At 65.3% G+C, this 23,594-nt stretch carries 25 protein-coding genes; 14 read left to right on the top strand and 11 right to left on the bottom strand.

The window, feature by feature from the left end:
- Positions 1–48: 48 nt before the first annotated feature.
- Positions 49–1,137: a TRAP transporter substrate-binding protein gene (locus ACFP9U_RS10320; RefSeq protein WP_378621130.1), complete on the bottom strand. Its 1,089-nt coding sequence runs from the start codon at positions 1,135–1,137 to the stop codon at positions 49–51.
- Between the two features lie 221 nt (positions 1,138–1,358).
- Between ACFP9U_RS10320 and ACFP9U_RS10315 the strand changes: the two genes are divergently transcribed.
- Complete coding sequence (locus tag ACFP9U_RS10315) at positions 1,359–2,132, top strand: gamma-glutamyl-gamma-aminobutyrate hydrolase family protein (protein WP_378621128.1); 774 nt, start codon at positions 1,359–1,361, stop codon at positions 2,130–2,132.
- Here ACFP9U_RS10315 and ACFP9U_RS10310 read toward each other — a convergent pair.
- Both ACFP9U_RS10310 and ACFP9U_RS10305 read right to left on the bottom strand, forming a co-directional pair.
- Positions 2,119–2,517: an AprI/Inh family metalloprotease inhibitor gene (locus ACFP9U_RS10310; protein WP_378621127.1), complete on the bottom strand. Its 399-nt coding sequence runs from the start codon at positions 2,515–2,517 to the stop codon at positions 2,119–2,121. The genes ACFP9U_RS10315 and ACFP9U_RS10310 overlap by 14 nt on opposite strands.
- A gap of 88 nt (positions 2,518–2,605) precedes the next feature.
- Complete coding sequence (locus ACFP9U_RS10305) at positions 2,606–3,583, bottom strand: 2-hydroxyacid dehydrogenase (RefSeq protein WP_378621125.1); 978 nt, start codon at positions 3,581–3,583, stop codon at positions 2,606–2,608.
- 215 nt (positions 3,584–3,798) lie between these two features.
- Between ACFP9U_RS10305 and xylB the strand changes: the two genes are divergently transcribed.
- Together xylB and xylA are read left to right on the top strand one after the other, a co-directional pair.
- On the top strand, positions 3,799–5,253 hold the full coding sequence (gene xylB / locus ACFP9U_RS10300) for a xylulokinase (RefSeq protein WP_378621123.1): 1,455 nt from the start codon (positions 3,799–3,801) through the stop codon (positions 5,251–5,253).
- A complete protein-coding gene (xylA, locus tag ACFP9U_RS10295; protein WP_378621121.1) occupies positions 5,250–6,560 on the top strand; it encodes a xylose isomerase in 1,311 nt (436 codons plus the stop codon). Before xylB ends, xylA begins: the two co-directional genes overlap by 4 nt.
- Before the next feature lie 90 nt (positions 6,561–6,650).
- Here the strand turns inward: xylA and ACFP9U_RS10290 are convergent, their stop codons facing one another.
- Positions 6,651–6,977, bottom strand: a complete 327-nt coding sequence (locus ACFP9U_RS10290) for a hypothetical protein (protein ID WP_378621150.1) — start codon at positions 6,975–6,977, stop codon at positions 6,651–6,653.
- Here ACFP9U_RS10290 and ACFP9U_RS10285 point away from each other — a divergent pair.
- From ACFP9U_RS10285 to ACFP9U_RS10270, 4 genes are all read left to right on the top strand, one after another.
- On the top strand, positions 6,861–7,121 hold the full coding sequence (locus ACFP9U_RS10285) for a winged helix-turn-helix domain-containing protein (RefSeq protein ID WP_378621146.1): 261 nt from the start codon (positions 6,861–6,863) through the stop codon (positions 7,119–7,121). The genes ACFP9U_RS10290 and ACFP9U_RS10285 overlap by 117 nt on opposite strands.
- Positions 7,073–7,477: a transposase gene (locus tag ACFP9U_RS10280; protein ID WP_378621118.1), complete on the top strand. Its 405-nt coding sequence runs from the start codon at positions 7,073–7,075 to the stop codon at positions 7,475–7,477. Before ACFP9U_RS10285 ends, ACFP9U_RS10280 begins: the two co-directional genes overlap by 49 nt.
- 367 nt (positions 7,478–7,844) lie before the next feature.
- Positions 7,845–8,069, top strand: a complete 225-nt coding sequence (locus ACFP9U_RS10275) for a hypothetical protein (RefSeq protein WP_378621116.1) — start codon at positions 7,845–7,847, stop codon at positions 8,067–8,069.
- On the top strand, positions 8,066–8,371 hold the full coding sequence (locus ACFP9U_RS10270; RefSeq protein ID WP_378621114.1) for a hypothetical protein: 306 nt from the start codon (positions 8,066–8,068) through the stop codon (positions 8,369–8,371). Before ACFP9U_RS10275 ends, ACFP9U_RS10270 begins: the two co-directional genes overlap by 4 nt.
- Positions 8,372–8,392: 21 nt before the next feature.
- On the opposite strand, the gene ACFP9U_RS10265 is transcribed toward ACFP9U_RS10270, so the two are convergent.
- From ACFP9U_RS10265 to puuE, 4 genes are read right to left on the bottom strand one after another with little or no spacing between them, the layout of a single operon-like run.
- Positions 8,393–8,989, bottom strand: coding sequence for a nucleoside deaminase (locus tag ACFP9U_RS10265; RefSeq protein WP_378621112.1), 597 nt, complete (start codon positions 8,987–8,989; stop codon positions 8,393–8,395).
- The gene (locus ACFP9U_RS10260) at positions 8,986–9,486 is read right to left on the bottom strand and encodes an ureidoglycolate lyase (RefSeq protein WP_378621111.1); all 501 of its coding nucleotides are present in this window, start codon (positions 9,484–9,486) and stop codon (positions 8,986–8,988) included. The genes ACFP9U_RS10265 and ACFP9U_RS10260 overlap by 4 nt, the downstream gene beginning before the upstream one ends.
- Entirely contained in the window at positions 9,483–10,325 is an 843-nt protein-coding gene (locus tag ACFP9U_RS10255) for a bifunctional allantoicase/(S)-ureidoglycine aminohydrolase (RefSeq protein ID WP_378621109.1), read from the bottom strand. Before ACFP9U_RS10255 ends, ACFP9U_RS10260 begins: the two co-directional genes overlap by 4 nt.
- Positions 10,322–11,776 (bottom strand): allantoinase PuuE, encoded by a 1,455-nt coding sequence (gene puuE, locus ACFP9U_RS10250; RefSeq protein ID WP_378621106.1) that lies wholly within the window; start codon positions 11,774–11,776, stop codon positions 10,322–10,324. The genes ACFP9U_RS10255 and puuE overlap by 4 nt, the downstream gene beginning before the upstream one ends.
- Before the next feature lie 158 nt (positions 11,777–11,934).
- Here puuE and uraH point away from each other — a divergent pair, with 158 nt between their 5' ends.
- The 4 genes from uraH (at position 11,935) to xdhC (ending at position 17,231) form a co-directional block, all read left to right on the top strand.
- Positions 11,935–12,300, top strand: a complete 366-nt coding sequence (gene uraH / locus ACFP9U_RS10245) for a hydroxyisourate hydrolase (protein ID WP_322449530.1) — start codon at positions 11,935–11,937, stop codon at positions 12,298–12,300.
- A gap of 204 nt (positions 12,301–12,504) precedes the next feature.
- The gene (xdhA, locus tag ACFP9U_RS10240) at positions 12,505–13,989 is read left to right on the top strand and encodes a xanthine dehydrogenase small subunit (RefSeq protein WP_378621103.1); all 1,485 of its coding nucleotides are present in this window, start codon (positions 12,505–12,507) and stop codon (positions 13,987–13,989) included.
- Positions 13,986–16,331 carry a xanthine dehydrogenase molybdopterin binding subunit gene (gene xdhB / locus ACFP9U_RS10235; protein WP_378621102.1) on the top strand — a complete coding sequence of 782 codons (2,346 nt, stop codon included), beginning with the start codon at positions 13,986–13,988 and terminating at the stop codon, positions 16,329–16,331. Before xdhA ends, xdhB begins: the two co-directional genes overlap by 4 nt.
- 90 nt (positions 16,332–16,421) lie before the next feature.
- Positions 16,422–17,231, top strand: a complete 810-nt coding sequence (gene xdhC / locus ACFP9U_RS10230) for a xanthine dehydrogenase accessory protein XdhC (RefSeq protein WP_378621099.1) — start codon at positions 16,422–16,424, stop codon at positions 17,229–17,231.
- Between the two features lie 24 nt (positions 17,232–17,255).
- Here the strand turns inward: xdhC and ACFP9U_RS10225 are convergent, their stop codons facing one another.
- The 3 genes from ACFP9U_RS10225 to ACFP9U_RS10215 all read right to left on the bottom strand — a co-directional run bounded on the left by ACFP9U_RS10225 (position 17,256) and on the right by ACFP9U_RS10215 (position 19,897).
- Positions 17,256–18,077, bottom strand: coding sequence for a MipA/OmpV family protein (locus tag ACFP9U_RS10225; RefSeq protein ID WP_378621098.1), 822 nt, complete (start codon positions 18,075–18,077; stop codon positions 17,256–17,258).
- A gap of 215 nt (positions 18,078–18,292) precedes the next feature.
- Positions 18,293–18,808 (bottom strand): DUF992 domain-containing protein, encoded by a 516-nt coding sequence (locus ACFP9U_RS10220; protein ID WP_378621096.1) that lies wholly within the window; start codon positions 18,806–18,808, stop codon positions 18,293–18,295.
- 168 nt (positions 18,809–18,976) lie between these two features.
- Positions 18,977–19,897, bottom strand: coding sequence for a LysR family transcriptional regulator (locus tag ACFP9U_RS10215; RefSeq protein ID WP_378621144.1), 921 nt, complete (start codon positions 19,895–19,897; stop codon positions 18,977–18,979).
- Positions 19,898–20,024: 127 nt separating this feature from the next.
- On the opposite strand from ACFP9U_RS10215, the gene ACFP9U_RS10210 reads away from it, so the two are divergent.
- The 3 genes from ACFP9U_RS10210 to ACFP9U_RS10200 form a co-directional block, all read left to right on the top strand.
- On the top strand, positions 20,025–21,239 hold the full coding sequence (locus ACFP9U_RS10210; protein WP_378621095.1) for a urate hydroxylase PuuD: 1,215 nt from the start codon (positions 20,025–20,027) through the stop codon (positions 21,237–21,239).
- A gap of 10 nt (positions 21,240–21,249) precedes the next feature.
- Positions 21,250–22,554: a guanine deaminase gene (guaD, locus tag ACFP9U_RS10205; protein ID WP_378621093.1), complete on the top strand. Its 1,305-nt coding sequence runs from the start codon at positions 21,250–21,252 to the stop codon at positions 22,552–22,554.
- Positions 22,555–22,821: 267 nt separating this feature from the next.
- A partial coding sequence (locus ACFP9U_RS10200) for a glycerate kinase type-2 family protein (RefSeq protein ID WP_378621091.1) occupies positions 22,822–23,594 on the top strand: 773 nt, incomplete at its 3' end.

The raw sequence follows: 23,594 nt of genomic DNA, 5'->3' as shown, positions 1-23,594 counted from the left end.
AAAAGGGCCCGGGAACCCCGGGCCCTGCGTGTCGGAAATCCCACGCGATCAGATGTGGAAGTATTTCTCGCGCGCCTGGATGAAGGGCGAGTCGGTTCCCTCCGTCTTCTGGCGCACGATGTTGAGCGAGGCGACGAAGCTCTCGGCGGTCTTCTTCGTCAGCGCATCGTCGGAATCCAGGAGCCCCTGCATGATCTCCTTGGCGGCGTTGGCGCCGGCTTCAAGAATCTCGTCGGGGAACGACAGGACATTGACGCCGTGCTCATCGACCAGCGTCTGCAGCGCGCGCGGGTCGTTGGCCGCGAAGTCGGCGGCGACGTTGTCGTATTCGGCCTGCGCGCAATCGCGAATGATGGCCTGCAGGTCGGAAGGCAGTTCCTGGTACTTGGACTTGCTGACCACCAGCTCGGTCGCAAGGCCCGGCTCGACGAAGCTCGGGAAGTAATAGTTCTTGGCGACCTGGTAGAAGCCGAGCGCCAGGTCGTTGTAGGGGCCGACGAACTCCGCCGCGTCGAGCGTGCCCGACTGCAGCGCCTGGAAGATCTCGCCGGCAGCCATGTTGGTCACGGACGCGCCCAGCTTCTCCCACACCTGGCCGCCGAGACCGGGGGTACGGAAGCGCAGACCCTGGATCGAATCGACGCCCGTAAGCTCGTTGCGGAACCAGCCGCCCGCCTGCGTGCCGGTGTCACCGGACAGGAAGCCCTGCACGCCGAACTGGTCGTAGATCTCGTCCCAGATCTCCTGGCCGCCCATGTGGCGCACCCAGGCCGTCAGCTCGCGCGAGGTCATGCCGTACGGCACGCCGGTGAAGAAGGAGAGCCCGGCGCTCTTGTTCTGCCAGTAATAGGCAGCGCTGTGGGACATCTCAGCCGAGCCGTCGATCACGGCATCCAGCGACTGCAGCGGCGGTACCAGTTCGCCCGCCGCATAGACCTGGATCGTCAGCCGCCCGCCGGAGGCGGCGGTGATGCGGTCGGCCAGGCGCTGCGCGCCGACACCCAGTCCCGGGAAGTTCTTCGGCCAGGTGGTGACCATGCGCCAGGTCTGATTCTCCTGGGCGATGGCCGGAGCGGCGAGTGTGCTTGCCGCCGCGCCTGCCAATCCAGCCTTCTTGATGAACGAACGACGATCCATGAAAAACCTCCCGAATGGTGAGATGAGATGTGACGGGCACCGGAGCGCACTGGCGATCGCCATCCTCCCCGATGCCGGGCGCGTATCAATACACGCACGGGCAGGCAAGTCCAGTTTGCCCGCCCGGCGCTTCAACGCCGGATTTCCGCTGATCGAATCCGGTTGGAAAGCCGGGCCGGCGCGATTAGATGTGTGCTGCGCAGCACCGAGGAAAAACGAAAATGAAGCAGCCCCTTGTCGCCGTTTCCACCGACGTGAAGGCGTTCGAAAACTACGACTGGCACGCCACCCCGGACCAGTATCTCGAAGCCGCGCTCTCGGCTGCCGGGGTCTTCCCTGTTCTCATACCCTCCTTCGGCGAGCGGCTCGATTTCGACGCACTGCTGTCCTCGGTCGACGGCGTCATGCTGACCGGTGCGAAGTCGAACGTGCACCCTGCACACTATGGCGGAAAGGCCGACGAGAAGAACGGTCCCTATGACGAGCGGCGCGACGCGACCACCCTGCCGCTGATCCGCAAGACACTCGAGAAGGGTGTGCCGTTGCTGGCGATCTGCCGCGGCATTCAGGAACTGAACGTGGCTCTGGGCGGCACCGTCGCCGGCGAGATCCAGGAACGCGAGGGTGTGCTCGACCACCGTGCGCCGGAAAGCGATTCCCAGGACGCGCGCTTCGCGATCAGCCATCCGGTGCGCATCGAGCCGGAGACGTGCCTGGCCGGCGTTTTCGGAGTGGGCGAAGTTCGGGTCAATTCGGTCCACCGCCAGGGCATCGACCGGCTGGGCGCGAACCTGACGGTGGAAGCGGTGGCGCCAGACGGGACGGTCGAGGCCGTTTCCGTGAAAGGTGCCAAGGCGTTCGCCGTGGGGGTGCAGTGGCATCCCGAATACTGGGCGGCAAGCGACGACGCCTCGCAGCGGATCTTCGCCGCTTTCGGCGACGCTGTGCGGGCCCATGCCCGGGCACGGACGGATCGGGAGGCTATTGCGCGGTAAGCGCCATCGGCGGTGCGGCCGGCTTGACCGACTCGTAGGCCACGCCGTCGGCGGCATAGAATTCGGCGATGACGCGGCCATCGGCATCGGCGAAGATCACGTCGCCATTGGCCCCCTCCTTCCAGTACCGCGCCTCCTTGAGACGCGGCAGCAAGGTGGTGCAATTGCCCGCCATCTCCAGTTCGGCGCGGCTTCCACCCAGCATCTCGCCCTTGGCGACCGTGCAAGTGTCGTCCCCGCCCGGAACGGTGAGCCGGTAGCTCGACAGGGTTTCCTGCCGGTCCGGCGTTTTTGAGACACGCCCGCTGCCGCTCTCCGCGTCACCGAAGACAAAGGGAAGCGCCAGCAACCCTGCGGCCGCGACTCCGGAAACTGCAAGCTTCACGTCTTTGCCCCTTCGTTCGATACGCGACATGCATCTTCGCTGAACATGGTTAACGCAAACTTGCTTGGCGATTGTATGGCAGCGCGCGCTAGCGCTTCTGCCCCACATGTGCCGTTTCCGGCACGGGCGTCAGAGCCTTCCCCTCGGTGAACCAGGCAATCAGGTTGTCGACCGTCAAGTCGGCCATGCCCTGCCGTGTATGGACCGAGGCCGAGCCGACATGCGGCAGCAGGCAAGCGTTCTCACAGGCCATGAGCGCCTCCGGCACGTTCGGCTCGTCGACGAAGACATCGAGCCCGGCGGCGAGAATCGTGCCGGAGCGGAGCGCGTCGGCGAGCGCCTCCTCGTCGACAGTGCTGCCGCGCCCGATATTGACGAAGACGCCCTCGGGACCGAGTGCTGCAAGCACATCGGCGTTCACCGCCTTTTCGGTTGCCGTGCCGCCCGGCGCCACGGAGATCAGCGTGTCGACAGCCTCTGCCAGAGAGAGAAGCGTGGGATAATATCGGTAGTCGATGTCCTCGACCTGGCGCCGGTTGTGGTAGCTGACCGGCAGGCCGAACGCCTCGATCCGGCGGGCGATGGCGCGGCCGATTCGTCCCATGCCGAAGATGCCGACGCTGCGCCCCCGCAGGGATCCGCGGGTGAGCGGATAGGCCCCCTCCCGGGACCAGCGCCCTGCCCGCAGATAGGCCTCCGCCCGCGGCAGCTCGCGCACGGCGTTGATGAGCAGGCCAATGGCCGTATCCGCGACTTCTTCCGTCAATACGTCCGGAGTGTTGGTCACCATCACGCCTCTGGCGCCAGCATGTGCGGCGTCCACCACGTCATAGCCGACCCCGAAATTGGCGATGATTTCCAGATTGGGCAGAGCGTCGATCAACGCGGCGTCGATGACGGTCGCGGAAGCAATGCCCCTGACGGCGCGGCGGGCTTCCTCGTCGAGCAGCGCGGCATCGCCCCGCTCGATCCTGACCGCCTGAAACCGCTCCTCGATACGGCTGACGGCGTGCGGGTGCAACTTGCCCGGAATGAGCACCGTTGCCTGCGTCTGCGTCGAACTCATCGGTTACCTCCTGCGACTCACCGCCGATACGGTAGGCGCATGCGGGCACGATGTGAAGAAAACGCCCGCCTGACAGCGCCGAGACCATTCCGCGCTATTTACCCGAACGAGCGGATTGCGTCATTGTGGCTGTTGTGCATATTTGTTTCGAGACTCGAAAAAAATAGGCGACGGGCTCCCGGCCGCCCGGGGGTTCTCCGCAGCGGGAGGAAATCATGTATCTTGGCCTCGACCTCGGCACGTCGGGTGTGAAGGCGCTTCTGATCGACGAAGCGCAGGAAATTGTCGCCTCCGCCAATGCCCCTCTGGACGTCTCCAGGCCCCACGCGGGCTGGTCCGAGCAGGACCCGGCGGACTGGATCGAGGCGACGGAGGCCGCGCTTGCGGCGTTGATAAAGAGCCACGGCGAGGCGCTGGCGGCGGTCAGGGGCATCGGCCTTTCGGGCCAGATGCACGGCGCGACGCTGCTCGACGCCTCCGACAAGCCGCTCAGGCCCTCAATCCTGTGGAACGACACGCGCAGCCACGCGGAGGCGGCCGCCCTCGATGCCGACCCGCGCTTCCGCGACATCACGGGCAACATCGTGTTTCCCGGCTTCACGGCGCCGAAGCTCGTCTGGGTGAAGCGCAACGAGCCGGAGATTTTCGCCGCCACGAATAAGGTGCTCCTGCCCAAGGATTATCTGCGGCTGTGGCTGACGGGCGAGCACGTCTCGGAAATGTCCGACGCCGCCGGTACCGCCTGGCTGGATGTACGACAGCGCCGCTGGTCGCCGGCGCTACTGGCCGCCACCGATCTCGACGAAAGCCATATGCCCGGCCTCGTCGAAGGTACCGAGCGCTCCGGCACCCTGCGCGCGGAGCTGGCCGGGCGCTGGGGTATGGGAGAGGACGTGACCGTCGCCGGCGGTGCCGGAGACAATGCGGCCTCGGCCTGCGGCGCGGGCACCGTCCGCCCGGGGACGGCCTTCGCCTCGCTCGGCACGTCCGGCGTGCTCTTCGCCGCCAACGGTGCCTATCTGCCCAATCCGGAAAGTGCCGTGCACACCTTCTGCCACGCCCTGCCCGATACCTGGCACCAGATGGGGGTAATTCTCTCTGCGACCGATTCGCTCAATTGGCTGGCCGGCATCACCGGCAGCAAACCCGGCGAACTGACGGCCGCACTCGGCGACACGCTGAGGGCACCGACGGGCGTCACCTTCCTGCCCTATCTTTCCGGCGAGCGCACGCCGCACAACGATGCTGCGATCCGCGGCAGCTTCGTGGGCCTTGCCCACCAGAGCGATCGGCCGGCCCTCACACAGGCGGTGCTGGAGGGCGTGGCTTTCGCCTTCCGCGACAATCTCGAAGCGTTGAGACAGGCCGGCACGGAGCTTCCGCGCGTGACTGCCATCGGCGGCGGCTCGCGTTCATCCTACTGGTTGAAGGCGATCGCCACCGCGCTCGGCCTACCGGTCGACCTGCCCGCGGAGGGCGATTTCGGCGCCGCCTTCGGCGCCGCTCGCCTGGGCCTGATCGCCGCCGAGGGGGCGGACCCGCGCACCGTCTGCACGCCGCCCGAGGTCTCGACCACCATCGAGCCGGAAACGGGCTTGTCCGCCGCCTATGAAGACGCCTACCGCCGCTACTGCGCGCTTTATCCCGCGATACGAGGAGCCTCGACATGAGCACTGGATTTTTCGGCGACATCAAGCCGGCCACCTATGAGGGACCGGATTCGGACAATCCGCTCGCCTTCCGCCACTACAATCCGGACGAGGTGGTGCTGGGCAAGCGCATGGAGGACCACCTGCGCTTCGCCGTCTGCTACTGGCACAATTTCGTCTGGCCGGGCAACGATCCCTTCGGCGGGCAGACCTTCGAGCGGCCGTGGTTCGGCGACACGATGGACAAGGCGCGCCTGAAGGCCGACGTCGCCTTCGAGATGTTCGAGATCCTGGGCACGCCCTTCTTCACCTTCCACGATCATGACGTACGCCCTGAGGGCGACACCTATGCGGAAAGCGTGGCGCGGCTGAACGAGATCGCCGACTATTTCGCCGCCAAGATGGAAAGCGGCGGTCCGAAGCTGCTCTGGGGAACGGCCAATCTTTTCTCCAACCGCCGCTATATGGCCGGCGCGGCCACCAATCCGGATCCGGACGTCTTCGCCTATGCCGCCGCCACGGTGAAGGCCTGCATGGACGTGACAAAGCGCCTTGGCGGCCGGAATTACGTGCTGTGGGGCGGTCGCGAGGGCTACGAGACCCTGCTCAACACCGATATGGGACGGGAGCTGGACCAACTCGGCCGCTTCCTGAACATGGTCGTCGACTACAAGCACAAGATTGGCTTCGAGGGCACAATCCTCGTCGAACCCAAGCCGCAGGAGCCTACCAAGCACCAGTACGATTACGACGTGGCTACCGTCTACGGTTTCCTGAAGCGCCACGGGTTGGAGAACGAGGTCAAGGTGAACATCGAGCAGGGTCACGCGATCCTCGCCGGCCATTCCTTCGAGCACGAACTGGCGCTCGCCTCCGCGCTCGGGATCCTCGGCTCAATCGACATGAACCGCAACGACTACCAGTCCGGCTGGGACACCGACCAGTTTCCCAACAACGTGCCCGAAGCCGCCCTCGCCTACTACTACGTGCTCAAGGCCGGCGGCTTCACGACGGGCGGCACCAATTTCGATGCCAAGCTGCGGCGCCAGTCGATCGATCCGGAAGACCTGATCGCCGCCCATATCGGCGGCATGGATGTCTGCGCCCGCGGTCTCAAGGCCGCCGCGAAGATGATCGAGGACAAGGCGCTCTCCGCACCGCTCAAGGAGCGTTATGCCGGTTGGCAGGATGCGGAGGCCCAGGCGATGCTCAGGGGCGAACGCTCGCTCGAGGAGATCGCCGAGCGCGTTGCGCGCGACAACGTCAACCCCCAGCCACGCTCCGGCCGGCAGGAGAAGCTCGAAAACATCGTCAACCGCTACGTCTAAAGCGTGTCGCGTTTGACGTGATTCAGGATTCCCCTTGAGGCTCTGTCGTGATTCATTGCGGTTTGAAGGAGAACTGCGATGGGCAAGCCGCTACCGATGGCGTTGCGTGAGCGTGTTGCTGGGTATGTCGACGAGGGGCACGGCCACCCGGAGGCCGCACGGCATTTCCGTGTCTCGCCCCGTTTCGTGAACGAGCTGATGAAGCTCAGGCGAGAAACGGGATCGCTTGAGCCTCGCCGCCAGGGCCATGCGCCGGGCGGTGGCAAGCTGGCCCCGCATGCCGCCTTTGTGCGCCAGCGGATGGCTGAGGCAGGGGAACTGACACTGGACGAGCTGTGCGCCGAGCTGGAGGCGCGCGGGGTGAGCGTTCATCGTTCCAATGTCGCCCGCCTGCTGCATCGCCTCGGGCTCAGCCATAAAAAACTCTGCAGGCCAGCGAACAGGAGCGGGCCGACATCCGTGAGGCGCGCGCGCTTTGGAGTACGCGGCGCAAGCGCTTCTTCGCCAAGGCCTTGCCGCGCCTGGTCTTCATCGACGAGACGTCGACCAACACCAAGCTGACCAAGCGCACCGGCTGGTCGCCGAGAGGCGAGCGCTACAAGACACACGCCCCCTTCGGCCAATGGAAGACGCAGACCTTCATCGCCGGCCTGCGCTGCCACGGCATGATCGCACCATGGATCGTCGATGCACCGATGAACGCCCGCCGCTTCGAGACCTGGGTGGAGACCCAACTGGCTCCCGAACTGGAGCCCCACGATGTCGTCATCCTCGACAATGTCGGCTTCCACAAGAGCGAGCGGGCGGCCGAACTGGTCCGCAATCGCGGCGCATGGATGCTCTTCCTGCCGCCATATTCGCCCGATCTCAATCCGGATCGAGATGGCTTTCTCAAAACTCAAGGCCCTCCTGCGTAAGAAGGCGGTGAGAAGTTTCGAGGCCCTCTGCCAAGCACTCGGAGACATCTGCGATCTCTTCGACCCAATCCAATGCCGAAACTTCTTCCAGGCAGCAGGATACGGGGCCGATTAATCGCGACACGCTTTAGTTGAGACCAGCCCTGATGGCCGCCCGGACGCATTTTGGGAACCCCACGCCACCTGCTGCGTTTCCGGCCGGCTCCACCCGCTTGCGCGTGATCTTCGAGGTCCCCGCGAGCGAGCGGTTTTCACTTGTCTGGGCAAGGCGCTATTTGTCTATAAGGTGTCGTCAAATCTTCATCGCGACGCCTTCATCCAGTCAGGATTGAACGGCAAGATTCACGTCATGAGTCGGAGGCGTACGATGACGGTCGAGAAGAATCTGGAAGCTGAGATCGACGCCCTTTTGGCGAAGGACGACGATACGGCGTCGATCATTGACACCCTGCTGGCAATGCCCCGTCCGGCGGGTGCGGACGATTCCTGGGAAAAGGTCCTGCACGAACGCCTGCAGGCCCGGCTTGCGCGCAGAATGCGCGAGGCCCTCGAAGGGGATACGGATTCGAAGATCTCCAGGAGCGCGGCATGAAAGGCCCCTCCCCGAATCCGCAACGGTGCAAGATTCTCGACTTCGTTCAGGCGCGGTATGACAGGGTCCCACCGTGTCGGCACGGAGAGCCGGGCCGCGGCATCGGCGCCCACATCCGTCCGGTCGATGATAATCTTCCCCGGGGGCAGATCGACTTCCTCGTCGACGATGGCCTTATCTGCCCGCCGGAAAGCGCGCGGGCAGACCGCAAGCGCCTGCCCGTCCGCAACGGGCTGGGCCGCCTTAGCGCCAACCAGCGCCTTGCGCGGAAAACGGGTGAGTTCGGCCGGGTGCAACTCTGACGACGCGGCCGGACCGATCGCTCAACTCAGCGGAATATCGTTTTCCGCTTTGTCTTGCTGATACGTCTTTGACAGGTCCGCATAGATTTCCGATAGCCGCGTGAGACGCGCCTCGAGCCTGCCCCTGTCCTCCGCCGGCAGCGCGCCGACCAGCTTGCGGATGGCATGGCTCGTCCAGTAGGCATTTTCGGCCCTGTAGCCGCCCGGATCGAGGCGGAAAACTTCCTTCAGGATGTTGAGGTCGTGCGGAATGGCGAAGGAATCGCGCGAGTCCTCGTGGCTGAAGAGGTAGTAGAAATTGTCGAAACCCGCCCAGGTGATGGCGGAAAGGCAGAGCGAGCAGGGCTCATGGGTCGAGAGAAAGACGCAGTCCCTGGTGGCCGGCCTGTCGTCCCGAGGCAGTTCGTAGAAGCGCTTCAGCGTGTGCACCTCGCCGTGCCAGAGGGGGTTTTCCTGTTCGTTGTTGGTCTCCGCCACCACCAGCGAGAGATCGGCTTTCTTCAGGATCGCGGCACCGAACAGCTTGTTGCCGGCCCGCACGCCGGTGCGGGTCCGCGGCACGATATGCTGCTCGATCACGTCCAGCAGGCGGTCGATGAAGGCTGCGTCGTGCTTCATGGCATATCCGGCAGATGGATTTCAAAAGGATCATCGAAGAAATGCTCTTCCAGGTTCCGTCCCTCGCCGCCTCGGTCGACGACTAGAAAATCCTGGGTCTCGCCGATCGGCGTCAACACGGCGTGCCAAATCCCACGCGCGTAGTTCACGCCCTGGCCGGGATGCGACACGAAAGCCTGCGGCGCGCCGGGCCTGCCCGCCTCGTCCGGGCAGACGACCACGAGGTAAGGCCGCGGTGCTAGCGGGATAAAAGCCTGGCTGCCCAAGGGATGCCGCTCCACCATCTCGAGCCGGAGCGGCATGGGATAGGGCTCGGCCCGGAAGATGTTGATGAGCACTCGCGCATCCGCGCCAGCCGCCTCGACCCGGGCGAGATCATGGAAACGGCGGCACTTGCCGCCGTTGATCAGGAAGCTCTCCGCCCCCGCGGTCTCGATCACGTCACCGAAGGGAGCGAAAGCTTCGCGCGTCAGCGGTGTCGCCGTGACCGTCTTCATCGTGCCCCGCCCCGCCAGAGCGGCCTGAGGGCCGCATGGCGGTTCACGTCCTTGTAGAGCAGGTAGCGGAACTTCCCCGGCCCGCCGGCATAGCAGGCCTGCGGGCAGAAGGCCCTGAGCCACATGAAGTCGCCGGCCTCCACCTCCACCCAATCCTTGTTGAGCCGGTAGACCGCCTTGCCTTCCAGCACATAGAGCCCGTGCTCCATGACATGGGTCTCGGCAAAGGGAATCGCCGCCCCCGGCTGGAAGGTGACGATCGTCACATGCATGTCGTGCCGCATGTCCTCGGGATCGACGAAGCGGGTGGTCGCCCACTTGCCTTCGGTATCCGGCATGGGTGTGGGGGCGATGTCCCGTTCATTGGTGAAGAAGGCCTGCGGCAAGGGCACGCCGTCGACCGCCTCATAGGCCTTGCGGATCCAGTGAAAACGCACGGGCGCCGTGCCTTCATTGCGAACCGTCCAGCCGCTTCCGGGCGGCAGGAAAGCGTAGCCGCCGGGCTCCATCCGGTGCACCTGTCCGTCGAGACGGACGGTCAATTCGCCCTCCAGCACGAACAGAACGGCCTCGGCTTGGGGCTCGGACTCCGGCCTTTCGCTACCGCCGCCCGGCTGCACCTCCATGATGTATTGGGAGAAGGTCTCGGCAAATCCGGAAAGCGGGCGGGCGAGGATCCAGAGCCGCGTCTTTTCCCAGAAAGGCAGGCAACTCGTCACGATGTCCCGCATGACGCCCCTGGGGATGACGGCGTAGGCCTCGGTGAAGACCGCCCGGCCGGTGAGCAGGTCCGTCTGCGGCGGATGACCGCCGGTGGGCGCGTAGTAGTATCCGCTCATGATGGCAGCATGTCCTTGAGCCGCAGATAAGCGATCCGCTCGACCTCGGCGCAGGCCGTGGCGAACTCTTCCTCGCGGCTGTTTTCGATCCGGGTCTCGAAGGCCTTCAGAATGCCGTTCTTCGTATGGTCCTTGACGGCGATGATGAAGGGAAAGCCAAACTTCTGCACATAGCGCGTGTTGAGATCGGTGAAGCGCGCGCGCTCCTCGTCCGTCAGCGCGTCGAGGCCGGCCGAGGCCTGCTCACGGGTGGATTCCGGCGTCAGCCGTCTCGCCCCCTCGAGCTTGCCGGCAAGATCCGGATGCGCCTTCAGAACGCCCAGCCGCTCCTCCCCGCTCGCCGAGCGGAAGGCGCGCGAAAGCGCGTTGTGCAGGCCGGCGGCGCTGTCGTGCGCCGGCCCCAGCTCCAGGCGGAACGCCCGCTCGGCGATCCAGGCTGAATGCTCGAAAATGCCGCCGAAGCGCTCCACGAACGCCGCCTCGTCCATGCGGCTGGGCACGAGATCGGGCGCCCGATAGGGGTGATGCTCCATCCAGTGCCGGGCAATGTCGATGCGCCTCGGCAGCCAGACCTTCTCGTGGCCTTTCACGTAGTCGATGAAGCGCTTGAGGGCCGCCACCCGGCCCGGCCTGCCGACGAGCCGGCAGTGCAGCCCGACGCTCATCATCGCCGGCCGGCCCGCCCTTCCTTCTTCATAGAGCGTGTCGAAGGCGTCCTTCAGATAGGCGAAGAACTGATCGCCGGAATTGAAGCCCTGCGCAGTGGCGAAGCGCATGTCGTTGGCATCCAGCGTATAGGGGATGACGAGCTGCGGTCGCATCGGTTTGCCATGCCCGTCATGATCGAGCCAGTAGGGCAGGTCGTCGTCATAGGTATCGGAAAGCCACGCGAAGCCGCCCTGCTCGATCGCGAGTTTCACCGAGTTGACCGATGTACGCCCGAGATAGAGCCCCGTCGGTGCCTCGCCGACCACTTCCGTGTGCAGGCGCACCGCCTCATCGAGGTCGCGCCGCTCGTCCTTCTGCGCATGCGCGCGATAGTCGATCCATTTGAGCCCGTGGCTGGCGATCTCCCAGCCGGCCTCCTGCATGGCCGCAACCTGCTCCGGGGCGCGCGCCAGCGCGCTTGCCACACCGAAAACCGTCACCGGCACTTGCGCCTGCGTGAACAGGCGGTGAAGCCGCCAGAAGCCGGCCCGCGCACCGTACTCGTAAATTGATTCCATGTTCCAGTGGCGCATGGCGGGCCAGGCCGCGGCCCCGACGATCTCCGAGAGGAAAGCCTCGGAGGCCTCGTCTCCATGGAGAATGCAGTTTTCGCCGCCCTCTTCGTAGTTGACGACGAACTGCACCGCCACGCGGGCGCCGCCCGGCCACTGCGGGTCGGGGGGATTGGGCCCGTAGCCACGCATGTTCCGACAGTAGCGCGTCACTTTCGCGTATCCCTCCATCTATCAGGTTCCTCAACGATAACCGAAGGCCGGCATGATTAATTCATCGAAATATTTGAAAGTCTTTCTGCCCCCTTTGTGGCGCAGGCCCCCTTATGCCGCTCGCCGATTTGCCGCACAATCCGTTCGGGATAATATGGAACCGAAGGGAGCTTGCCATGAGCGACCAAGGCACCGGCCGGCTGACGACGCACGTGCTGGATACGGCCCAGGGGCGGCCCGCCGCAGGGATGGAAATCGCGCTTTACCGGCTCGAAGGCGAGAACCGCACGCACCTCAAGACCGTCCGGACCAACACCGACGGACGCTGCGACGCGCCGCTGATGGAAGGCAGGGACTTCGCGCTCGGTGAGTACGAACTGATTTTCCAGGTGGGCAATTATCTGCGCGCCAACCACGTGGCGATCCCCGCACCCGCCTTCCTCGACCGGGTGCCCATCCGCTTCGGCATGGCCGAGCGCGCGCACTATCATGTGCCGCTGTTGGTTTCGCCCTACGGCTACTCCACTTATCGGGGGAGTTGAGAAAGACATGTTCAGGTCTGCGCTTCATAAGACGCACGTCCTCCCGGAAGCCGCGGCGATAGCGCGGCTGTCCGGGATCCATTCCGGAACATGCACGAGTCACGGAATGGATCCCGGCTCGCGGGAATTCCGCTCACTTGGCCGGGATGACGATGCAGGTACGGGAGAAATGCCCGAGCCGACAGAGGGGGGCATTGGTTCATCATGACTGCCATCCGCCACGAAATCCGTTTCCTGCTCAACGGCCGCAAGGTGACGCTCACCGACGTGCCGCCCGAGCGCACGCTGCTCGATTTCCTGCGGATAGAGCGTCGCCTCATCGGCACCAAGGAGGGCTGTGCGGAAGGCGATTGCGGGGCCTGCACGGTGCTGGTCGGCCGGCTTTCCGGCGACACGCTCGTCTATGAGGGCGTGAACGCCTGCATCCGCTTCCTGGGCTCGCTCGACGGCTGCCACGTGGTCACGGTGGAGCACCTGAAGCGCCCCGACGGCAGCCTCCACCCCGTCCAGCAGGCGCTGGTCGACTTTCACGGATCCCAGTGCGGCTTCTGCACGCCGGGCTTCGTGATGTCGCTCTACGCGCTGTGGATGCGCGTGCCGAACCCGTCCGAGGCGGCCATCGAAAAGGCGCTTCAGGGCAACCTCTGCCGCTGCACCGGCTACGCGCCGATCGTGCGCGCCGCATGCGCCATCTCGTCCTACGGCGGGGTGGATACGGACCCGCTGGCGGCCGAGCGCGAGGCCGTGACGGCAGAGCTGAAGGCGCTGCGCGACGGCGCCCGCGTGGAGATCGGACAAGGGCGCGAGCGCCTTGTCATTCCGGCGAGCGTCGACGACCTGGCGCATGTGCTCGAAGCAGAACCGGAAGCCACCGTGGTGGCCGGCAGCACCGATGTCGGCCTGTGGGTGACGAAGTTCATGCGCGACATCGCGCCGGTCGTCTTCATCGGCGGGCTGGAGGCTCTTCACACCATCTCGGAGAAGGACGGCACGCTATCGATCGGTGCCGGGGTGAGCTATTCCGAGGCGTTTCCCCTTCTGGCGACGCACATACCGGCTTTCGGCCGCCTGATCGACCGCATCGGCGGCGATCAGGTGCGCAATATGGGCACGATCGGCGGCAACATCGCCAACGGTTCGCCGATCGGCGACACGCCGCCGCCGCTGATCGCCCTCGGCGCCACGCTGACGCTGCGCAAGGGAGACAGACGGCGCACCATCCCGCTCGAGGACTTCTTCATCGGCTATGGCCAGCAGGACAGGCAGCCCTGCGAATTCGTCGAGGCGGTGCACGTCCCGCTGCCCGATCCCAATACGCATTTTGCGGTGTGGAAGATCTCCAAGCGGCGCGACGAGGACATCACCGCCGCGCTCGGCGCCTTCGCCATGAAACGCGCAAGCGATGGAACGGTCGCCTCGGCCCGCCTCGCCTATGGCGGCATGGCGCCGACACCGAAACGCGCCGCGGCGGCCGAGGCAGCCCTCGTCGGAAACGAATGGACGCGCGAAACCGTCGAGCGGGCCGTCATCGCGCTTGAACAGGACTTCACCCCCATCAGCGACATGCGCGCCTCCGCCGAGTACCGCATGATGGCGGCGAAGAACCTCCTGCGCCGATTCTTCCTGGAAACGTCGGGCGATCCCGGCCCGCTGGAGGTGGCGCGCGATCATAAGGAGATCGCCGCATGACCAGACACGAAGCGCTCGATCTCACGAAGACGACAATCTCCGGCGGCGTCGGCACCGACCGCCGGCACGACTCCGCTCACAAGCACGTGACCGGCGAGGCCGTCTACATCGACGATATGGCCGAACCCGCCGGCACGCTGCATGCCTATCTGGGACTGTCTGCCGTTGCGCACGGCACCATCCGGAAGATGGACCTCTCCGAGGTCGAGAAGGCGCCGGGCGTCGTGGCGGTGCTGACCGCCCGCGACGTGCCGGGCGAAAACGACATCAGTCCCCCCGGGCTCCATGACGAGCCGATCCTGGCGGATCACGAGGTCCACTTCCTCGGCCAGCCCGTCTTTGCCGTGATCGCCGAAACGCGCGAGGCCGCGCGCCGCGCCCGTCGGCTGGCGAAGATCGAATATGACGAGCAGCCGGCGCTGATCGACATCGCCGAGGCGGACCCGAAGAACGCCCGGCTCGTCACCAAGCCGCTGGCCCTCGTCCGGGGCGATGCGGAAAAGGCGATCGCCGCGGCCCCGCGCCGCATCAAGGGGCGCATGCGCGTCGGCGGCCAGGACCATTTCTACCTCGAAGGGCAGATCGCGTTTGCCGTGCCGGGCGAGGACATGGACGTGACGGTCCATTCCTCCACGCAGCACCCGAGCGAGGTGCAGCACATGGTGGCCCATGCGCTGGGCATCTCCTCCCACGCCGTCGCCATCGAGGTTCGCCGCGTCGGCGGCGGTTTCGGCGGCAAGGAGACCCAGGCGAACCTGTTCGCGGTCGTCGCCGCCATCGCCGCCAAGCGCACTGGCCGTGCGGTCAAACTGCGCCCGGACCGCGACGACGACATGACTGCGACCGGCAAGCGGCACGACTTCCTGATCGACTATGAGGTGGGCTTCGACGAGGACGGTACGATCCTCGGGGCTGACTTCACCTATGCCGCTCGCTGCGGCTTTTCCGCCGACCTCTCCGGCCCGGTGACGGACCGCGCGCTGTTTCATTGCGACAACACCTATTACTATCCCGCCGTGCGCGCCGTTTCCGCGCCGCTCTACACCAACACGGTCTCCAACACCGCCTTCCGCGGCTTCGGCGGACCGCAGGGCATGGTGGGGGCGGAGCGCATCATCGAGGAAGTCGCCTTCGCCCTCGGCAAGGATCCGCTGGAGATACGCAAGAAGAATTTCTACGGTGAGGTCGACCGCAACGTCACGCCCTACCACCAGACGGTCGAGGACAACGTCGTCCACCGCGTTGTGAGCGAACTGGAGGAGAGCGCGAACTACGCCGCCCGGCGGCAGGCGATTAATGAATTCAACGCCAAAAGCGCGATCATCAAGCGCGGCATCGCGCTCACGCCGGTCAAGTTCGGCATCTCCTTCACCGCCACCCACTACAACCAGGCCGGCGCGCTGGTCCACGTCTATACCGACGGCTCCGTGCACCTGAACCATGGCGGCACGGAGATGGGCCAGGGCCTCTACACGAAGGTGGCGCAGGTCGTCGCGGAGGAATTCCAGATCGACATCGACCAGGTGAAGATCACCGCCACCACCACCGGCAAGGTGCCCAACACATCGGCCACCGCCGCTTCCTCCGGCTCCGACCTGAACGGCATGGCCGCGCAGAACGCCGCGCGCCAGATCAAGGACCGCCTGACCGATTTCGCAGCCGAACGCCATGGCGTGTCGAAGGAGCAGATCGCCTTCCTGCCGGGCCGTGTGCGGGTGGGCAACCAGGAAATCCCCTTCCCCGATCTCGTCCGCCAGGCCTACATGGCCCGCATCCAACTCTCGGCGGCCGGCTTCTACAAGACCCCGAAGATCCACTGGGATCGCGACAAGGGCCAGGGCCACCCCTTCTATTATTTCGCCTATGGCGCGGCCTGCGCGGAGGTCTCGATCGACACGCTGACCGGCGAATACATGATCGAGCAGGTGGATATCCTGCACGAGACCGGCAAATCGCTGAACCGCGCCATCGACATCGGCCAGATCGAGGGTGGCTTCATCCAGGGGATGGGCTGGCTGACGACGGAGGAACTGGTCTGGGATGAGAAGGGCCGGCTGAGGACGCACGCCCCCTCCACCTACAAGATCCCGCTCGCCTCCGACCGGCCGAAGGTCTTCAACGTGACATTGGCCGACTGGGCCGAAAACGCCGAGCCCACGGTTCACCGCTCCAAGGCCGTCGGCGAGCCGCCCTTCATGCTCGCCATGTCGGTGCTGCATGCGCTCTCCGATGCGGTGGCGAGTGTGGCCAACCACAAGATCTGCCCGCGCCTCGACACGCCCGCCACGCCCGAGCGCGTGCTGATGGCCGTGGAACGGCTGAAGGCGGACACGGGGAAGTAGGTTGTTTGGCTTGGCGCAGCGATTTGACATGCGTTCGCTCCTGCACGCCCGCCTGATCCGGGCTGGTGGGCAAACCGACGGCAATCGGCCATGACGGCGCTCGCCAAAAGCCTTGCCGCCTTCCTGGATACGGCGCCCACGGTTGCCCTCGTCGAGGTGACCGAGGCCAAGGGTTCCACCCCGCGCGAGAAAGGCGCGTGGATGCTTGTGTCCCCCGACGCCATCCTCGGCACGATTGGCGGCGGGCAGCTCGAGTTTCTGGCCATCGCCCGAGCGCGCGAGCTGATCGAGAAGAACATCGCCACCGGCGCTCTCGATATCCCGCTCGGCCCCGAAATCGGCCAGTGCTGCGGCGGCCGCGTGGGGCTCGCCATCCGCATCGCCGAGCCTGAAGATCGCGCCGAGCTGGCGCGCCGCGCAGAGATCGAGGATGCAGCAAGGCCGCATGTCTATCTCTTCGGCGGCGGCCATGTCGGCCGGGCGCTGGCGGCGGCGCTTGCGCTTCTTCCGGTTCGAACCGTTCTCCTCGAGACGCGGGCCGACGTCCTCGAAGGCATCCCGCAGGAGGTGGAAACGCGCCTGACGGCGGTGCCGGAGGAGGCTGTCCGCGAGGCGCCGGCGGGCGCCGCCTTCATCGTGCTCACCCACGACCATGCGCTCGATTTCCTGATCGTTTCCGAGGCCCTGGCGCGCGAGGACGCGGCCTATGTCGGCATGATCGGCTCGAAGACGAAAAAGGCGACGTTCAAAAGCTGGTATCTGAAGAATGGCGGCGACGAGCGACGCCTGGCCCGGCTTGTCACCCCGATCGGCGGCGAGACGGTGCGGGACAAACGCCCCGCCGTCATCGCCGCGGTGGCTGCCGCTGAGGTGATCGCCGCACTCACACGCGCGACCTGAGGGGCCGGCGGAGGACGCCGAGCCTCAGGGCAGCGTGAAGTCGAAACGGTATGTCGCTGAAAGGCCGATGGTCAGTTGGTCGGCCGAGCCGCGCTCGCGCACGAGGCTGGAGTCAGCGGCAGGGCCCTTCAACCGCTCGTACTCGGCAAACAGGCTCGTCGTGATCTGGTCCGTGGTCTTCCAGGTGATCGCGCCGCCGAAACCGACGGACTTAATGCCGCTGCCAGGGTGGTATTCGGCAAGATCAGAAGCAGCCGCCTCCTCGGCATCGACGCCGTAGTAGGCGTCGAAATATCCGGCGCTGGCAAAGGAGAGTCGCGGTCCCGCGGAAACGCGAATGACCGGCGTCACGTCCGCGAAGGCGTCCGCGGACAGATCACCCACGACGCCGTCGTGAGAACGAATGCCATGCCGCACCTCCGCGCGCACGCGCATCCACTCGAGGGGATAGACCTCGGCGAACGCGCCCGCCTCGGCGCCCCATTTCACGGGATCCAGCCCCTTCAGGTCGTCCGACGTATCCTCGTCGCGCCCGAACAGCAGCTTGCCGGTGACACCGGTTCTGAATCTGGTCGTGTCGATGATGGCGAACGAGGGGTTGTCGTTGCGCGAGGTGAACCGGGCCGTGTTGCCCTGGCGGCCGAAGGAAATCAGCGGCGCCGCCCGAAACACGCGGCTGCCCGAGCCCTCGAAACGCGGTCCCGCCAGCCCCGTGGCACCCACCGTAAGAGACCAGTCGCCGGACCAGAAGTGACGCTCGTCCTCCTGAGCGAGGGCGGGAAAGCCGCCAGCGCAGAAGGCAATACCCAGGGCAATCCCTCTGCAAACAAAATGATGTTTAAGCAAGAAAGTACTCCGTTCGTACAATATGCAATGAAAGCAAACGCGTTTACGCACATGGGCGACGACGCGACCTCGGAAAGTGCATGGAAACGGCTGCAGCGGCCTCGTTTACGAGGAACCTCGCAAATGTGCGGCCGACACCCCCTGATGGCGGACAGCAGGGCACGCGGAAACCGCGCACCCCGCCAATCCCGCTAGCTACGAAGGCACAGGACGTGTCAGCCGGCCGGCTTGAGGGACAGCTTGCTGGCTCCGATCGCCACGTTGAGGCCCTTGGTGCCTTCGGCGCTGAAGGGCTGCAGTCCGATCTTCTTGCTGGAGCCGCCGATCAGAGCGTTGGCGCCGAGGCCGAGGCCGATCGACCCGCCGGCCGAGACGCCCACATAGTCACCCGCGAGTGCATGCTCGCCGACTTCATTGCCGATGGGTGTGAGCACGACCCACTTTAGGTACGACTTCTCGGTGATGCCGATGTCGAGGCCGAGCTTGCCCATCGTGCCGGTATACCGCTCAACGGTACCGTCGGAATGGGTGAATTCGCAATTCACGCCCTTGCTCGAACCGATGAGCAGGCCAATGCCCCCATCCACCACGCAGGACAGCACGCCGAGCTTTGTCTGCTCCGCCGGCTTCGAGGCAGCCTCGCTCGGCTGCGCGGCCGTCTCAGCCGCATTGGCCGCGGCGAAGCCAAAAGCGCAGGAGAAAATAGTCGCGGCAAAAATGTATTTCATCATACGTATACTTCCTCAAATACTTCGCTGTAAACGAACGCGAACTATCGGGTAAATTGTGAGCTGAATATGGCCGGCAAACGAAAAACAATGCCATTGCCGCAAGCGCACGGATAGGCCGAGGCCCAGGGGCTACCGGCGACGCACGCTGTCATCGGCGCGCGGGCGGGCTTACCGCCCTGCAAGTATCTCCCTGATGAGACGCTGGCAGCGCTCGGCCATGAAATCGACCAGGAGCCGCACCTTGGGATCCTGCAGCTTCTTGTGCGGATAGATGGCGGCGAGCTTCACAGCCGCCGGCGGTGTCTCTGGAAGGATGACCCTGAGCCGCCTGTCGCGAATGAACGGCTCGATCTCGAAACGCGGCTTGTTGATGATGCCGTGGCCGGCGAGCGCCCAGCCGGTAATCACGTCGCCATCATCGGTATCGAAGGGTCCGTGCACCTCGAACTTCCTCGGCCCTTCGTCCGTCTGCAGGGTCCAGAAATACTCGTGCGTGCCGGGAAAGCGCAGCATAAGGCAATCGTGCCCGTCTTCGACGAGCTCTTCCGGCCGCGCGGGCTCGCCACGTCGTTCGAGATAAGCCGGCGAGGCCGCCAGAACCCGCTCGCAATCCATGATGCCGCGCATGCGCAGGCTGGAATCCTCCAGAACGCCCAGCTTGAAGGCGACATCGATGCCCTCGTGCATCAGGTCCACCGCGCGGTCCGAAAGCCTGAGCCGCACCTCGATATGCGGATAGCGGTCGCGAAACTCCGGGATGCCGCTGGCGATCAGCCGCTTTCCCAGCCCCAGCGGTGCCGTGACGCGGATGGTGCCGCGCGGCTGGCCGGAGAGTGCAGCAACGGAGGCTTCGGCCTCCTCCACCGCCTCCAGCACCTTCTTGGCCCCTTCATAGAAGGCACGCCCGTGCTCGGTCGGCGTCAATTGCCGCGTCGTGCGGTTCAAGAGCCGCACGCCCAGATATTTCTCCAGTTCCTTGACCCGGTTCGACGCCACCGCCGGCGAAATGCGCAGATCCCGCCCTGCGGCCGAAAGGCTGCCGAGTTCCACCACGCGCACGAACACCGAGATGTTGTCGAAATAGGCCATACCCCTCAGCATGCATTTAGCGCGACGATTTTCCAGAAAATTTTGAAAGTCATCGTGCCGTGCCTCTCTTTTTGTTTATATCGAAAACCGTAAGCTCGGCGATTGAAGATCGAAAAAGGAGCAGGGCGTGGACGATTTCGCCATAATGTGGGACTGGCTCGGCTTTGCAGTGCGTTGGCTGCACGTGGTCACCGCCATCGCCTGGATCGGCTCGTCCTTTTATTTCATCGCCCTGGACCTCGGCCTCACCAGGCGTCCCGGCCTGCCGGAGGGCGTGCACGGCGAGGAATGGCAGGTGCATGGCGGCGGTTTCTATAATATCCAGAAATATCTGGTGGCGCCGCCGCAATTGCCGGAGCACCTGACCTGGTTCAAATGGGAATCCTACGCCACGTGGCTGTCCGGTTTCGCCCTTCTGGCGATCATCTACTATGCCGGCGCCGACCTTTATCTGATCGACCGCAACGTGCTCGACGTTTCCGCGCCGGTCGCCATCCTGATCTCACTTGCCTCGATCGGCCTCGGCTGGCTGCTTTACGACACGCTTTGCAAGTCCCGGCTCGGCAAGAACGACACGGCCCTCATGCTTGTGCTCTACGCCATCCTCGTAGCGATGAGCTGGGGCTACACCCAGCTTTTCACCGGCCGCGCCGCGTTTCTGCATCTCGGCGCCTTCACGGCCACGATCATGACGGCGAACGTCTTTCTCGTCATCATTCCCAATCAGAAGATCGTCGTGGCGGAACTCAAGGCCGGGCGCGACCCGGAACCGAAGCTGGGTGCCCAGGCGAAGCAGCGCTCGCTGCACAACAACTATCTCACCCTGCCGGTGGTCTTCCTGATGTTGTCGAACCACTATCCCCTGGCTTTCGGCACAAAGTTCAACTGGGTGATCGCCGCGCTCATCTTCATCATCGGCGTGCTGATCCGCCACTATTTCAACACCGTGCACGCGCGGAAGGGCAATCCGCACTGGACCTGGGCGTTGTCGGCCATCCTCTTCGTCATCATCATGTGGCTGTCCACCGTCCCGTCGGTGCTGACCGGCGAACGCCAGGTCTCGGCGGAGGAAGAGCGTTTCCTGGCCTCGACCCATTTTCCCGCCGTGCGCGACACGGTGATGGGCCGCTGCGCCATGTGCCATGCGGCCGAACCCGGGTTCGCGGGCGTGCGCGCGGCGCCGAAGGATGTCGTGCTCGACACGGATGCCGCGATTGCCGCGCATGCGCGCGAAATCTATCTTCAGGCGGGTCGCAGCCACGCCATGCCGCCGGGCAACGTTTCCGCAATGACGGAGGAAGAGCGCCGGCTGCTCGTTACCTGGTTCGAAGAAGCGCGATGAGGTGGACGTCATGACGGTGAAACTCATCCGCGGGCGGCTGCTGACCTTCCTGGCGGAACCGCAGGCTGCCAACGATGGCGCCTCCTACCGTTTCGAGGAGGACGGCGCGGTGTTGGTCGAGGGGGGCACCATCCGCGCCGCCGGCGCCTTTGCCGAGGTGAAGGCAGCCGCCGGGACGGCCGAGATCGTCGATCACCGCCCGCATCTCCTCCTGCCCGGCTTCATCGACGCGCATGCCCATTTCCCGCAGGCGCAGGTGATCGCCAGCTTCGGCGCCGAGCTTCTCGACTGGCTCAACACCTACACCTTCCCAGCGGAAACCGAATTCCACGACCAGGTGCACGCCGCCCGCATCGCCGCCTCTTTCCTGGACGAACTCGTCCGCCACGGCACCACGACAGCCGCCGTCTATTGCACGGTGCACCCGCAATCGGCTGCAGCCTGTTTCGCCGAGGCGGAAAGGCGCGGCATGTGCATGGTCGCCGGCAAGGTGATGATGGACCGTGGCGCGCCCCGCGCGCTCACGGACACGCCCCGATCGAGCTATGACGACACCAAGCGGCTCATCGAACAGTGGCACGGCAGGGGACGGCTCCACTACGCGATCACGCCGCGATTCGCCATCACCTCCACGCCCGAACAGATGGAAGTGGTGCAGGCGCTGGTCGAGGAGCATCCCGACCTGCACGTGCAGACGCATCTCTCGGAAAACCACGCCGAGATCGCGCTCTCTTGCGAGCTTTACCCGGACGCACGGGACTATACCGGTATCTACGAGCATTACGGCCTCACCGGCCCGAAAAGCCTCTTCGGTCACTGCGTCCACCTGTCGGAACGCGAGGCCGACGTGCTGTCGGACTCGGGCTCGGTGGCCGTCTTCTGCCCTACCTCGAACCTCTTCCTGGGTTCGGGCCTGTTCGACTACAAGCGCTATCGCCGCCGCGCCAAACCGCTGCGCATCGCCGCGGCGACGGATGTGGGCGGGGGCACGAACTATTCCATGCTGCGCACCATGGACGAAGGCTACAAGGTCGTCGCCTATCACGGCGAGAAGCTCAATCCGCTCGCCTCCTTCTGGCAGATCACCCGCGGCAACGCCGAGGCCCTTTCGCTGGAAAGCCGCATCGGCACGCTGGAGCCTGGAACCGACGCCGATCTCGTGGTCCTAAACGCATGCGCCACGCCGGCCATGCGCCTGCGCATGGAGCGTGCCGAGACGCTCGCCGAGGAGCTTTTCGTACTGCAGACGCTTGGCGACGACCGTGCCGTGCTGGAGACCTATGTGGCGGGGGAGGCGGTCAAGGGCGGGCTTTGAACCCGCCTGGCGCCCTTGCAGAGTCGACGAAATTCCGGCTACCAGAGCTTGTGACCGTGACCGCTCTTGTCGAGACGTCACGGCATGGATCCTCGGGTCAAGCCCAAGGATGACGAGATTCCGAGGTTCGCGCCAATCGCTTATCTTCGTGAGTGGCGGCTCCATCTTTGCCGTCGTCATCCTCGGGCTTGACCCGAGGATCCATGCCTGAACACCGACACCCCACCAGCGGTCGACGGAACCATGCCCGAGGAGGAATGCTCTCGAATGACGATCGACCCCAAACCCTTCTTCGAAAGCCTCTTCCGCGCGGCAGTCGCGGCCGCTGATCCCAAGAAGACCATCCGCGCGCACCTGCCTGCCCGCCCCAGGGGACGGACCATCGTCGTCGGCGCCGGCAAGGGTGCCGCCCAGATGGCGCAGGCATTCGAGGAGGCCTGGGACGGGCCGCTCGAGGGAATGGTGGTGACCCGCTACGGCTATGGAGCGCCGACGACACGGATCGAGGTTGTCGAGGCCGCCCACCCGGTGCCGGATGCCGCCGGCCGCGAAGGCGCGCGCCGCCTGCTGCAGTGCATGGAAGGACTGACGGAGGACGATCTCGTGGTGGCGCTCGTCTGCGGTGGCGGCTCGGCCCTTCTGCCCGCCCCGCCGCCCGGTCTGACACTCGACGACGAGATCGCCGTCAACGAAGCGCTTCTCGCCTCGGGTGCGCCCATTTCCGCCATGAACACGGTGCGCAAGCACCTTTCCGCCATCAAGGGCGGACGGCTCGCCGCCGCCGCGCACCCCGCGCGCGTGGTCTCGCTGATCGTCTCCGACATTCCGGGCGACAACCCCGCCCTCGTTTCCTCCGGTCCCACCGTCCCCGACCCGGCGACGCGGCAGGACGCGCTGGCAGTGATCGAGACGTGGAACCTCACCCTGCCCGAAGCCGCCCTGCGTTACCTGAAGTCGCCGCAAGCCGACGCGCCGAAGCCCGACGACCCACGCTTTGCCGGCAACGAGGTCCACGTTATCGCCTCCGCCGCCCGGTCGCT

This window comes from Nitratireductor sp. GCM10026969, assembly GCF_042660605.1.
Classification (GTDB): domain Bacteria; phylum Pseudomonadota; class Alphaproteobacteria; order Rhizobiales; family Rhizobiaceae; genus Chelativorans.
The sequence above is the reverse complement of the archived record's forward strand: the minus strand, read 5'-3'. Positions and strand labels throughout refer to the sequence as shown.